Origin of the sequence: Gelidibacter salicanalis (assembly GCF_007997285.1) — a bacterium.
Classification (GTDB): domain Bacteria; phylum Bacteroidota; class Bacteroidia; order Flavobacteriales; family Flavobacteriaceae; genus Gelidibacter; species Gelidibacter salicanalis.
This window is the reverse complement of record NZ_VORX01000002.1, coordinates 226,224-239,513: the sequence shown is the minus strand read 5'-3', so window position 1 is coordinate 239,513 and position 13,290 is coordinate 226,224. Positions and strand designations below refer to the sequence as shown.

Annotated in this window: 9 protein-coding genes; all 9 read left to right on the top strand. The window is 39.7% G+C overall.

Going from position 1 to position 13,290, the window contains the following annotated elements; all coding sequences use genetic code 11:
- Positions 1-415 precede the first annotated feature (415 nt).
- The 9 genes from ES711_RS04205 (at position 416) to ES711_RS04165 (ending at position 13,249) form a co-directional block, all read left to right on the top strand.
- Positions 416-2,503, top strand: coding sequence for an alpha-L-fucosidase (locus tag ES711_RS04205; RefSeq protein ID WP_146890464.1), 2,088 nt, complete (start codon positions 416-418; stop codon positions 2,501-2,503).
- A gap of 8 nt (positions 2,504-2,511) precedes the next feature.
- On the top strand, positions 2,512-3,468 hold the full coding sequence (locus ES711_RS04200) for a M20/M25/M40 family metallo-hydrolase (RefSeq protein ID WP_146890461.1): 957 nt from the start codon (positions 2,512-2,514) through the stop codon (positions 3,466-3,468).
- A 180-nt stretch (positions 3,469-3,648) separates the two neighbouring features.
- Positions 3,649-5,295, top strand: a complete 1,647-nt coding sequence (locus tag ES711_RS04195; RefSeq protein ID WP_146890458.1) for a beta-N-acetylhexosaminidase — start codon at positions 3,649-3,651, stop codon at positions 5,293-5,295.
- A 3-nt stretch (positions 5,296-5,298) separates the two neighbouring features.
- Positions 5,299-7,596 (top strand): family 20 glycosylhydrolase, encoded by a 2,298-nt coding sequence (locus ES711_RS04190; protein ID WP_146890455.1) that lies wholly within the window; start codon positions 5,299-5,301, stop codon positions 7,594-7,596.
- A gap of 174 nt (positions 7,597-7,770) precedes the next feature.
- On the top strand, positions 7,771-9,537 hold the full coding sequence (locus ES711_RS04185) for a DUF4091 domain-containing protein (RefSeq protein WP_146890452.1): 1,767 nt from the start codon (positions 7,771-7,773) through the stop codon (positions 9,535-9,537).
- A 30-nt stretch (positions 9,538-9,567) separates the two neighbouring features.
- A complete protein-coding gene (locus ES711_RS04180; protein WP_146890449.1) occupies positions 9,568-11,799 on the top strand; it encodes a beta-N-acetylglucosaminidase in 2,232 nt (743 codons plus the stop codon).
- Between the two features lie 239 nt (positions 11,800-12,038).
- Entirely contained in the window at positions 12,039-12,284 is a 246-nt protein-coding gene (locus tag ES711_RS04175; RefSeq protein WP_146890446.1) for a type II toxin-antitoxin system ParD family antitoxin, read from the top strand.
- Positions 12,277-12,579 (top strand): type II toxin-antitoxin system RelE/ParE family toxin, encoded by a 303-nt coding sequence (locus ES711_RS04170; RefSeq protein ID WP_146890443.1) that lies wholly within the window; start codon positions 12,277-12,279, stop codon positions 12,577-12,579. The genes ES711_RS04175 and ES711_RS04170 overlap by 8 nt, the downstream gene beginning before the upstream one ends.
- Before the next feature lie 70 nt (positions 12,580-12,649).
- Entirely contained in the window at positions 12,650-13,249 is a 600-nt protein-coding gene (locus ES711_RS04165; RefSeq protein ID WP_146890440.1) for a hypothetical protein, read from the top strand.
- Positions 13,250-13,290: the final 41 nt, after the last annotated feature.

Here is a 13,290-nt window from a genome sequence, read left to right as displayed (position 1 = left end):
TTTGACATAAGTAACTCATAAACAACCTGGCTAAGTTAATAAAATATCGTTAATTGTATTATGTATTACATATTAATATTTTTGAGGCTTTACTGTGCGATATTTTAAACTTTTAATCCAATGAATTCTATTCAGATAAATTAACGTTGGCACAATTTATAACTTAAATTTCCATTAGATAAACGAATTTTGTTAGCATCTGATAAAGAAGCCGCCATAGTTGGCGAGATGCACTGCTTAAATAATCCCCTATTTTGACGAATTCCAGTACCAACTCCATCACCCGATAGCATGACCAATCTTCGATAATTACTATCTTTAGCCTTTTACATATATACTTTCTGGTACTATAAATATCACACAGGTATCATTGCATTACTTATTTATACAGAACCTCACAAATATAAAATCCGATATGGTCCATTTTAAATATTTTACAGTAGTAGTGCTCATTGTTCTCCTTCAATCGTGTGCTTCTGTAGCACCACCAAAAGCGGTAGGACCTGTTCCCACGGCGCCACAATTAGAATGGCAAGAAATGGAATTTTATGGCTTTATCCATTTTAGCATCAACACCTTTACCGATGTCGAATGGGGATATGGTGACAAATCGCCTGAATTGTTTAACCCCTCCGAGCTCGATCCTCGCCAATGGGCCAGAATTGCTAAAGAAGCAGGCATGAAAGGTTTGATTTTAACCAATAAACATCACGACGGATTCACCTTATGGCCTTCCAAATACACTGAATATTCTGTAAAAAACTCGCCTTGGAAAGATGGGAAAGGTGACGTGGTAAAGGAATTAGCAGAGGCATGTAGAGAATACGGAATTAAAATGGGAATCTATCTCTCACCTTGGGATAGAAATCACGCCGATTACGGCAAACCTGAATACATTGACTATTTTAGAAATCAGCTCACAGAACTATTGACCAATTACGGTGATATTTTCGAAGTTTGGTTTGATGGTGCCAATGGTGGCGATGGCTATTACGGAGGTGCCAATGAAGTGCGCACCGTTGATAAAGAAAACTATTACGATTGGGACACTACAAATCAGCTCATCCGAAAACTACAACCTAATGCTATTATCTGGAGTGATAATGGTCCGGATGCCCGCTGGGTTGGTAACGAACACGGTTATGCTTACGAAACGACTTGGTCGCCACTTGTAAGAGATTCAATCTATGGCGGCATGCCTAATTACAGCACCAAATATGCGATGGGTCAGGAAAACGGAACGCACTGGGTGCCTGCAGAAGCCGATGTGTCCATTCGACCGAACTGGTATTATCACAAGTCTGAAGACGATAAAGTAAAAACGCTTAAAGAATTATTGGACATCTATTACCGATCTATCGGTCAAAACAGCACCTTATTATTGAATCTACCCGTAGACCGTAGAGGCTTGGTGCATGAAAATGATGAAAAACAACTTAAAAAATTAACCGCGCAACTGAAACAGGATTTCGCACAGAATTTAGCATTCCAGGCTAAAACTACAGCGGATACCCATCGCGGTAATTCTAAAAAATACCATTCGGACAACACAGTAGATAGCAATAAAAACACCTATTGGACTACTGATGATGGCACCACAAAAGGCTCCGTAACCATCGATTTTGGAAAACCAACCCCGTTTAATAGGTTTCTAGTTCAGGAATACATTGCCTTAGGGCAACGCGTCAAAAAGTTTAGTTTAGAAGCTGAAGTTGATGGCACATGGAAAACAATAGACCAACAAACCACCATTGGGTACAAGCGAATTTTGAGACTCGCAGATGTGGAAGCGACAAAAATCCGCTTGACGATTGCCGATTCCAAAGCTGCACCGCTTATTTCAAATATTGCAGTCTACAATGCGCCGTTAATTGTGGATACCCCTAAAATAAGCAGAGACAAACAAGGTAAAGTGACCCTAGAAGTTCCTGAAAAAGGACTAGCAGTGTACTATACAACTAATGGCGAGGAACCTTCCACTGCTTCGTCTTTGTATTCTAGTCCGATACAAATTGATCAACCTACGACATTAAAAACTTTTACGGTAGATCCTGAAACGAAACGTCAGAGTGAAGTATTAACCGAAACTTTTGACCTCAGCAAACTTCTTTGGAAGGTTTCCTCTGCAACTAATGAAGCACTAACAGAACAGGCCATTGACGATAACCCATTCACCAATTGGTCTGCCAGCAAAGAAACTTTAAATACCTCTAAAATCGATTTAGGAGAAACGGTTACGCTAAAAGGCTTCACCTATACGCCTACACAAGGCCGATGGATTTCCGGGGTCATTACCCATTACAGTTTTTACGGATGCACAGATGGCGAACAGTGGACAAAACTATCGGAAGGTGAGTTTTCAAATATTATCGCCAACCCTATTCAGCAAAAAGTGATGTTGGATGCCCCAAGTGCTGTGCGCTATATCAAATTAGTACCCACTACCATTATGAATAATGCCGACAAAGCCATAATTGCTGAAATTGGAGTCATCACCAAATAATAGATTTCATGAATAAATTGCTCTTCTCCTCTGTTTTAATCTTGTGTTCTTACACAACATTTTCGCAAGCTGACATTACAGAAAGCGAACTCAAAAATCACATCGAATTTTTAGCTTCGGAAAAGAATGCGGGACGCTTTCCTGGCACCAAAGCGAGTCGGGATGTCGTCAGGTACATCAAAAAGGATTTTAAAAAACAAGGACTTCAAAAGTTAGGCAACTGTTATGAGCAAAAATTTAAAGCACGCCTCCAGGTGGCCAAAGGTGGGCCTGAAAAACGACCGGTTAAAACGTCAAATGTAGTTGCTTTTCTTGAGGGCAATGATCCCATTTTAAAACATGAATACATCGTGTTAGGCGCCCATTATGATCATTTAGGAATGGGCGGGCCATCTTCAAAATCTGACCTGAAAAAGGCCATTCATTACGGTGCTGATGATAATGCCAGCGGTACCGCAGCCTTATTGGAAATCGCCGAGAAAATCGCCGCCAATAAAACAGCACTAAAACGCAGTGTTATTTTTATTGCTTTTGGCGCTGAGGAACAAGGCCTGTTGGGAAGCAACTATTTTGTCGACAATCCCTTAGTGCCCTTGTCTCAAATAAAACTGATGATTAACATGGACATGGTTGGCCGCTTAAATATAGAAAAGCACGTGTATATGAATGGTGCCGGAACTTTTCCTGATGGCGTGTCCTTATTACAGAATTTAGGCGAATCCGTGGGGTTAACGCCTATTGTTCATGCCGGCTCCGTTGGTGGCTCAGATCATGTCTCCTTTTTTAAGAAGGACTTGTCTGTTCTCGGAATTCATACGGGTGCGCACCCACAATACCACCGACCTGAGGATACGGCCGATTTGATCAACATTCCGGGACATCAGCAAGTCAGCGAATTTATCTATCAAGCCTTAATGCAAATTGCCACTACGGATTATAAACTGGAATTTATTTCGCAAGATTAACGAAAGGAAGTTCGCCTCCGTATGAATATTAGAGTCGTCCGTCGAAATGTTTTTCATTACATGATCTAAGTTCCTATATTTTCAGATTGTTTTTTTTAATCTATCTATACAATTAAACACCTATAATTTCAAGCATGCTAACGCCTATTCAATTATAATCAAACACCTAAACTCTCACTAATGAAATTTATTTTCCTCACATTCATCGGTCTCTTAACATTAACCAATTGTACCGCGCAAACCAAAACCTTTAAAGCTTCTGAAATTGCTGTGCTGCCACAACCTAATTCGTTGGAATTACAGGAAGGTTCTTTCACGCTTAATGCTGACCAAAGTATCTCAGCATCGGATGATCTTCAGAAAACTGCCGCTGCTGATCTTCAAGCTTATCTAACGGAAACTTTAGGTGAAAACTTGAAATCATCAGACGCCAAAAAAGCGACCATTACTTTTGATCTCAATACGAATCTAGGCCCAGAAGCTTATGAATTGACCGTCACTCCAAAAAACATCAACATCGCGGCCAGTGCTGCTGCAGGTTACTATTACGGCGTTCAGACCTTAAAACAATTGGTTTCTACTGAAAACAATACTGTTTTGGTGCCTTCAGTAACCGTTAAGGACAGTCCGCGTTTTAGATGGCGTGCGTTTATGTTAGATGAAGCCCGTTATTTTCATGGTGAAGCCTTCGTAAAACAAATGCTCGATCAAATGGCATTGTTAAAAATGAACACGTTCCACTGGCATTTGGTGGACGATGCTGGATGGCGTATCGAAATTAAAAAATATCCAAAATTGACTGAAGTAGGTGCGTTCCGTAAAGACACAGAAATCGAAACTTGGAAAAGCGGTAAGACTTCAGGCGAGCCACATGGCGGATTTTATACTCAAGAACAAATTAAAGATATTGTAGCCTATGCTGCAGCTCGTAATATTAATGTGGTGCCTGAATTTGAGATGCCAGGACACGCTAGTGCTGCCATCGCGTCTTATACTTGGTTAGGCACTGCTGGAAAAGCGATTGAGGTACCAGTTACTTTTGGACGTTTGTATGACAATTACGATGTGACTAAGCCAGAAGTCATCACCTTTATTCAAGATGTTTTAAATGAATTGTTTGATTTATTCCCTTCTGAAGTCATCCATATTGGTGGCGATGAAGTAGGCTACGAAGTTTGGGAGAAATCTGCTTCGGTTCAAAAGTATATGAAAGCGCACAACATCAAATCACCTGCCGATTTACAGATTCAATTCACCAATAACGTTTCTAAATTTATTGAAAGTAACGGTCGCCGAATGATGGGATGGAATGAGATTTTAGGTAAAAATATCCATGGTGATTTTGCTGAAAAGAAAGACGATGCAGAGGCTGAAACTGAATTGGCCAAAAACGCCATTGTACATTTTTGGAAAGGCGATTTAGCATTACTGACCGAAGCGGCTAAAAATGGCTACAGCATTGTCAATTCTATTCACAACAACACCTATTTAGATTATAGCCACAACTCTATTTCTTTACGCAAGGCTTATGAATTTGACCCGATTCCTGAAGGATTGGATGCACAATACCATGACAATATTTATGGTACTGGTTGCCAAATGTGGAGCGAATGGACACCGACCAACGCTGATGTAGAGCGCCAAGCCTTCCCTAGAATTGCTGCGTTTGCTGAAGTTGGTTGGACTAACTTAGTCAACAAAGATTACGACAGCTTTAAAGTCGCTCTTAAAAAAATGCAACAACATTGGGATACTTTAGGCATCAACTATTTTAAAGATTCTGACAAGCTTGAAGCAGAAGAAAAAGCTAAAGCCGATAAAAAATAAGACATGAAATACTTTTCATCCATACTCCTGCTCTTGGTCATTTTGAGCAGCTGCCAAGTCAAAAAAACAAGAACTTTTACGGAAGATGAAATCTCCATAGTTCCAAAACCATCATCACTATATCTTTCTGAAGGCAGCTACACCTTTTCAAAGGATACCAAAATCTCTGTTGCTGATGACAGTCAAAAGCCTGCCGCTAAATACTTATCAGATTTATTTGAAAAGGCAGCAGGTTTTCCGCTAAACATCATTGACACCAAAGATGAAAACGGCGTGGTATTTATTGAAGACGAAACCCTAGCAAGTGAAACCTATACGTTAGAAGTGACACCAAAAAGTATCACCATAAAAGCGAGTGATGCTGCGGGTTATTTTTACGCCGTGCAAACCATACGCCAACTCTTGCCAGCTAGCATTGAAAAAGCGGACAGTAACGCTACTGATTGGGTCATTCCTAGCATCAATATAACGGACCAACCTCGTTTTGCTTGGCGCGGCATGCAAATGGATTTCAGCCGTCATTTTTTCAGTATGGATGAGGTCAAAACCTTTTTAGACTATATGGCACTTTATAAGTTGAACACCTACCATATGCACTTAACCGATGATCAAGGTTGGCGTGTGGAAATAAAGAAGTACCCCTTATTGACCGAAAAAGGGGCATGGCGTATAGAAAGTTCTCACGATATAGAATGTAAGAAACTTGCCAAAACAGATCCGTCTTTTACGATTGACGAACAACATTATCACGACCGTGATGGCCAACGCATGTATGGCGGATTCTATACCCAAGAGCAAATTAAAGAGATTATTGCCTATGCGGCAGAGCGTCAAATTGAGGTGATTCCTGAGATTGATATGCCAGGCCACTTTAAATCGGCCATTGATAATTACCCATTTTTGGCCTGTACTGGAGAAGCTGGTTGGGGCGAATTATTTTCAAGTCCTGCCTGTTTAGGAAAAGAAAGCACCTATGAATTTACAAAAAACATTCTCTCAGAAATCGCCGAATTGTTTCCTTCTGAATACATCCACATCGGTGGTGATGAGGTAAATATCCAGTCGTGGAAAGAATGTCCGTTATGTCAAAAAGCAATTAAGGACAACAATTTAAAGAACGAACACGAATTGCAATCGTTTTTCAATCATAATATTGAGGCTTTTCTTAAATCAAAAGGAAAGCGTATGATGGGTTGGGATGAAATTGTAGAAGGTGGTGTTTCTGATCAAACCACGATGATGTGGTGGCGCAATTGGGCCCCAGATATGCTCACTAAAGCTGCTGATAACGGAAATGATATCGTCATGACACCTTGTTTTGAATATTATTTTGATGCGAAACATGAAGTAACGCCGTTCGAAAAGGTTTATAATTACGAACCAATCCCAGAAACATTTAACGAGGGTCAAGCGAAACATATCATAGGAATTCAAGCCAATTTATGGTCAGAAATGATTCCTAATTTTAAGCGTTTAGAATACCAAGCCTTTCCAAGATTATTGGCGATGGCTGAAACGGCTTGGAGTTCAAAAGATGCAAAAGATCACGATAATTTTCAAAAACGGATGACGCTTCAATACGACCGATTGGATGCTTTAGGCGTTCAATACCACATTCCCGCAGTCACCGGATTGAAAGATAAAGTAGCGTTTTTAGATACAGCAACCATTACTTTGGAAGCGCCATTACATGGGATGGAGATCTATTATACGACCGATGGTTCTATACCAACCAAAGCCTCTAAGAAATACACAGAGCCTTTAAGTTTTTCAGAAACCGTTACTTTAAACACTGTTGCCTATAGAGGTGACATTGCCAGCGAAAAGCGTTCAGCACTTGTAGAGAAGCAAAGCTATTTGGAGCCTTTAGAGGTGACTCCCGAAAAAGGAGCAATCAACCGTTGGGCGGCAGTAAAGAAATTCAAAGTGGTTGATGATATCGTCATGCCAAAATCAGCAACCTACATCGTAGTTAACGAATTAAATTTTACCGATCATGACGGTCAAGAAAACGTCTCTATGGTTTTTAAAGGCTATTTCTATGCGGAAGCTGACGGTTTATATGAATTCGCTACAAAATCTGATGATGGCAGTTTGTTATACATCGGCGATAAATTTGTGGTGGATAATGGCGGTAATCATTCTGCTTTAGAAAAGAATGGGATGGTCGCCCTTAAAAAAGGATGGCATCCACTTACGGTAAAATTCCACGAAGCTACTGGCGGTGGACAATTGACCGTTTGGTATACAGCGCCTAATGGCGATAAGAAAATTTTAAACGGGGATGTTATTGGGAAGTAAAATTTTAGACACGAATTGCACGAATTAACACTAATATAAAGTTAGGAAGTTTCGAAATTCATAATATTATGTTGAATGATAAAGTGAACTCTAAATTAAAAATTAGTGCACATTCGTGAAATTCGTGTCAAAAACCCCATCTCCACAAATTCATCAATACAATATAATCAATCAATGAAACTATTTATAAAATTAGTGCTAATTTTTTCGGTCATCTGGACTTCTAGCTGTCAGCAGACAAAAGATTTCACCATAGCACAAACCTACCAAGAACCTGAAGATCCTTCACCAGCAACGGATCAAAATTGGTCGGCGGTTCCTCAAGGGCTTCAAGCCTCAGTGTCCTCAACGGACATTCGATTTGTACGCAGTGAAATCCCTAAAATTGAACCACAATCCACTTGGGAAGGTGTTGCTTGGAAAGGTGAACGCACGGCAGCGCAATTAGTACTTTGGAGCAATGATTCTTTAACAGAAGTCAACACCAAAATTTCAGATTTTAAGTCGGATTCAGGAGCAACACTCCCATCAAGCATTGCAACGATTAATTTTGTAAAATATGTATTAACCGATGTCTTCGATCAAGGTTGTGGCCATAGAAAACCGGAAGACTTTCCGTCTTCTTTAGCTGCAGATGCACTTGAGCCAGTCAATTCTTTCGCGATTCACGCACAGGAAACCCGACCAATTTGGGTGACGATGGATATTCCGAAAGATGCCAAACCGGGCACTTACACGAGCACATTCACCATTGATCTTAAAGGTCAAGCATCAAAAACAATGGCATTTTCCATCCGCGTTATTGACAAGGTTTTACCACCAGCTTCCGATTGGAAATTCCATTTAGATTTATGGCAAAATCCTTACGCAGTAGCACGTTTTCATGACGTGGAGCCGTGGTCTGATGCGCATTTTGATTTGTTAAAACCGATTATGAAACGTCTTGCCGATGCTGGACAAAAAGTCATTACCGTTACCCTTAATAAACGCCCGTGGGGAGGACAAACTTACGATCAATTTGAAGCGATGATTGAGTGGCGCAAAAAAGCAGATGGCACTTGGACTTATGATTACACCATTTTTGATAAATGGGTGCAAATGATGATGGATTTAGGCATCAAGAATCAAATAAGTGGCTATTCCATGGTGCCTTGGGGCAACGAGTTTTACTATTTTGATGAAGCCGAAAACAAAGAAATCAAGGTGAAAGCAGCACCGGGAACCCCAGAATATAATGACTTATGGATTCCGTTTTTAGCCAAATTCAAGACCCATTTGGAAGAGAAAGGCTGGAATACCATTAAAAGAATTGCGATGGACGAGCGCGGCCCAGAAGAAATGAAGGCCATGCTAGAATTGCTCAATGGGCACGCTCCCGAATTTGGTGTGTCGTTTGCCGACAATCATAAAAGCTATAAATTGTATCCGGACGACTTAAAAGACATGTCCGTTGCCTTTGGACACCCTGTAGATGCTGAGGATTTAACGATTCGAAAAGCTAACGGCTACATCAGCACCTTTTATGTGTCCTGTGCCGACGCATTTCCAAATACCTTTACCTTTTCGCCTCCTGCCGAGGGAACGTTTATAGGCTGGTACGCCATGGCGGCCGATTTTGACGGCTTTTTGCGTTGGAGCTATAACAGCTGGACAAAAAACCCATTGCAAGATTCCCGATTCATAACCTGGCCTGCGGGCGATACCTATATTGTGTACCCTAACAATAAAAGCTCCATCCGCTTTGAAAAATTAAGGGAAGGTATTGTTGATGCTGAAAAAATCAGAATTTTAAGAGACGATTTTACCAACAGAGGTATGGATGCAGAACTTCAAGAATTAAATAAACTCGTCGCAAAGTTCAACAGAAATACCAAACCGGAAGATTTAGAAGGACTGCTTGAAGACGCTAAAGAGCAACTCAATCAATTGGCCGAAAAATAAAAATAGTAATCAAATTATATAACATTCAACATGACAACATTAAAACAATTTACCGTAAAACGGGTCACCACTAAAATCCTTATTCTAAGCGCGTATTTGCTAATCAGCACCCTTGGGTTTTCGCAAGAATTAGTGGTTAACCCGCAACCTCAGCAGCTTTCTGTCTCAAAGTACACGTCTGTCCCATCGCATTTTAAGGTGGAGCAGAAAAATGCTGATCCTGCTACGAAACATTTACTATCGACATTCTTTACGAGTAACAATACCGCTTCGGACGGATTTTCAATTAGCATCGGAGAACGTAAGGATAAATTCTCGAGAAAACTTCTGAAAAAAGTCCCTCAAAAGCCAGAAAGCTATTACATCCATAGTTCGGACAAGGCTATTACCGTTATCGGCAACGATGCGCGTGGCACCTACTACGGCGTGAGAACTATAATCGCTTTATTACAAGCTGATCAAATGCCTTTAGGTGAGATTACCGATTATCCAGACGTGACAGCACGTGGCGTTGTAGAAGGCTTTTACGGTGCGCCGTGGAGTTTTGAGCACCGTATGCGTCAGATTGATTTTTATGGCGAAAACAAACTCAACACCTACATTTATGGTCCAAAGGATGATCCTTACCACAGCTCTCCAAACTGGCGAAAAGCCTATCCTGAGGATGAAGCAGCGCAACTTAAAAAACTCATCGATAGAGCTGCTTTAAATCATGTCGATTTTGTATGGGCCGTGCATCCTGGTAAAGACATAAAATGGACTGAAGAAGACCGAACTGCCCTACTCCGTAAATTTGAAATGATGTATGATTTAGGCGTGCGTTCTTACGCTGTGTTTTTCGACGATATTTCTGGTGAAGGGACTAACCCAAGTCAACAAGCCAACCTCTTAAATTACTTGCACACCAATTTTGTAAAGGTTAAAAAAGACGTGACGCCTTTAATCATGTGCCCTACCGAGTATAATAAAAGTTGGGTGAAACCTGAAGGTAGTTATCTAGAAACTTTAGGCAAAGAATTAGATCCTTCAGTCAGAATTATGTGGACAGGAAACCGTGTGGTGGCAGACATTGATAAAGAAACGATGGACTGGATCAATAACAAAATTCAGCGTGAGGCCTTTATTTGGTGGAATTTCCCAGTGTCTGATTATGTGAGAGACCACTTATTATTAGGTCCAGCATATGGCAACACTAAAGACATTGCCAAAGATGTATCTGGCTTTGTTTCCAACCCAATGGAACATGCTGAAGCCTCCAAAATTGCGATTTACGGCGTGGCTGACTATACTTGGAACATGGCAGGATACCGACCTGAACAAAGCTGGCAAAACGCCTTAAAAGTAGTGATGCCAGAAAGCGCAGCAGCTTTAGAGGTTTTTGCAAACCATAACAGCGATTTAGGTCCTAATGGTCATTTATACAGACGCGACGAATCGGTGAAGTTCAAACCTGAGGCAGAGGCGTTCTTGGAACATTTGAAAGCCGATCAAAACATTGCAAATCTCGACCTTGTTGCCAGCGAATTTAATGCGATGGTAGAAGCGTCTTATATTTTGTTAAACAGTACGGATAATCTAGTGCTTTTGGAAGAAATGCGCCCTTGGTTGAGACAATTCAAATTGTTAGGGCAATCAGGATTGGCCATGGTGAATATGCATAAAGCACTCCAATCAAAAAACACTACAGATTTTGAACGTAGCTACCAGGCCATTAAAGCTATGAAAGCAGAGATGTACACCAATGACCGTAATGACAACCAAAACCCTTACCAACCGGGTGTGAAAACCGGCAGTTTAGTGGTAACACCATTAATCGATGAGGCTTTTGCACATTTAACAGCAGTTTACAATAAAACATTTGATAAAAACTTAGAAGTCGTAGCCAACTACAATCCGCATAAACTTTACACCAATGTTGAGCAGTTGAAACACCAAACTGCGACCCTAAAAGATCGAACTTTAGGAATGAATGTGCCTTTGGAAGTGATTCGTTTTGAACCGAAAGCCTACTTCGGATTTGAATTAAAGGAAGCCGCACAAGTAAAATCAATCGCCTACAAACTATCGCCAGCAACTAGTTATGAGCACTTGGCCTTAGAAGTATCTACCAATGGTAGCAACTGGACCTCTGTGAAAACAGAGGTTAAGGATGATGCCGTAAGAGGCACTATTAATAGTGAGGTGAAGTATATTAGAATTAGCAATAATGCTTCAAAAACACTAGAAGCAAAACTTGATCATTTAAAAGTAGAATTAAAATAATCTGATCAGAATAATTCTGATTTTAGGTGAAACTATAGGCAAAGCAAGATATCTTGTTTTGCCTATTTTTTTTGGGGGTATACCTCAACTCCCCATTTCTAACTAACTAATTACGTATTAGATTTCTGAAGCCTATGAAAACAATTACTATCTTAGAGACGCGATCGTTATTTAAACCGTTTATGTAAAATTTGGTCACGTTACCAAGATTTGGTACTTTTAATTAAATTTTAATTAAAATGGGAAAAAACACATCAATATCACTCGGAACTCATTTTGAAGATTTCATTAAAGAAGAAGTTAATTCGGGAAGATATGGGTCTGTCAGTGAAGTTATCCGTTCAGCATTGCGATTATTAGAACAGGAAGAGAAAAAGGAAAGAGAATTAATTAAAGCTCTTGAAGTTGGAGAACAAAGTGGATTTGTTGTGAACTTCGATCCTAAAGAAAATTTGACGGAATTACATCGCCAACACAATGCGTAAAAACAACTATCGTATAAGCCGACAAGCGATTGATGATTTGAACGCTATTTGGATTTATACATTCCACAAATGGTCAAAAGAACAAGCGGACAGATATTACGAGTTAATAATTGGTGAGATAGAATTTATTGCGGACAATTATGAAATTGGAAAATCTGCAGAAAACACTCGACAAAACTATCAAATAACGAAAATTAAATCGCATCTTATATTTTACAGGAAAGTGGAAAATCAAATTGTTGAAATCGTTAGGATTCTACATCAGAGGATGGATATTAAGGAACGTTTAAAATAAAAAACCCACACGAAAATATTTAAAAATTCAGTGTCGTCACCTACGCTCAAATCCTAAATAAATTTTCTTTATGAATTTCTCTAATAAATGTAATGTCATTTTTTTTATAGTGACATCAATACTATTAAGTTCCTGCAATGATGAGGCAGAAACCAGAAATTCAAAAACACTTCCAAAATTAACTAAAGAAGAGCGCATGGAATTGTTTTTAGAATCGCCCATAACACTAAACACGAACGTTACAGAACAACGCTTAAATACCATCCAATTCCATAAGAGTTATATCTTAAATGAAAATCCGCATAATGCTAATAGCGACTCCCTTTTGAGAGCCAATTCTAACAGTTATGTGGTTATTGGAGAAGAACATTTTGATAAAGAACGCGATTCTCTAATCCGATTTGCATCAGCCACTGATGTTATCGAAGTTTTAAAAAATAAGTATGTCGAGCGCGTAACTTATATGCGATTACAGTCTGAAGGCCTACAGCTCAATTATAGCATGCATTTAGGAATGGATGCAGATAGTTTTACAAAACTGTTTCCCTTAGAAATTGACGCCAATTACAAGGCTACAATTGAAGAACATGACGCTTTTGAAGTGACCTTTACTTTTGATCAAACGGACAAGACATTAAAAGAAGTGCATTATGTTTCGGTGATGGACTGATTTAAGATTTCATTTTTAGCAGAGATTAAGGGAAAATATAA

Bases quoted from the DNA above. Each gene is read 5' to 3' on its own strand.
- ES711_RS04205 (WP_146890464.1), top strand. From the start codon at position 416: ATGGTCCATTTTAAATATTTTACAGTAGTAGTGCTCATTGTTCTCCTT.
- ES711_RS04200 (WP_146890461.1), top strand. From the start codon at position 2,512: ATGAATAAATTGCTCTTCTCCTCTGTTTTAATCTTGTGTTCTTACACA.
- ES711_RS04195 (WP_146890458.1), top strand. From the start codon at position 3,649: ATGAAATTTATTTTCCTCACATTCATCGGTCTCTTAACATTAACCAAT.
- ES711_RS04190 (WP_146890455.1), top strand. From the start codon at position 5,299: ATGAAATACTTTTCATCCATACTCCTGCTCTTGGTCATTTTGAGCAGC.
- ES711_RS04185 (WP_146890452.1), top strand. From the start codon at position 7,771: ATGAAACTATTTATAAAATTAGTGCTAATTTTTTCGGTCATCTGGACT.
- ES711_RS04180 (WP_146890449.1), top strand. From the start codon at position 9,568: ATGACAACATTAAAACAATTTACCGTAAAACGGGTCACCACTAAAATC.
- ES711_RS04175 (WP_146890446.1), top strand. From the start codon at position 12,039: ATGGGAAAAAACACATCAATATCACTCGGAACTCATTTTGAAGATTTC.
- ES711_RS04170 (WP_146890443.1), top strand. From the start codon at position 12,277: ATGCGTAAAAACAACTATCGTATAAGCCGACAAGCGATTGATGATTTG.
- ES711_RS04165 (WP_146890440.1), top strand. From the start codon at position 12,650: ATGAATTTCTCTAATAAATGTAATGTCATTTTTTTTATAGTGACATCA.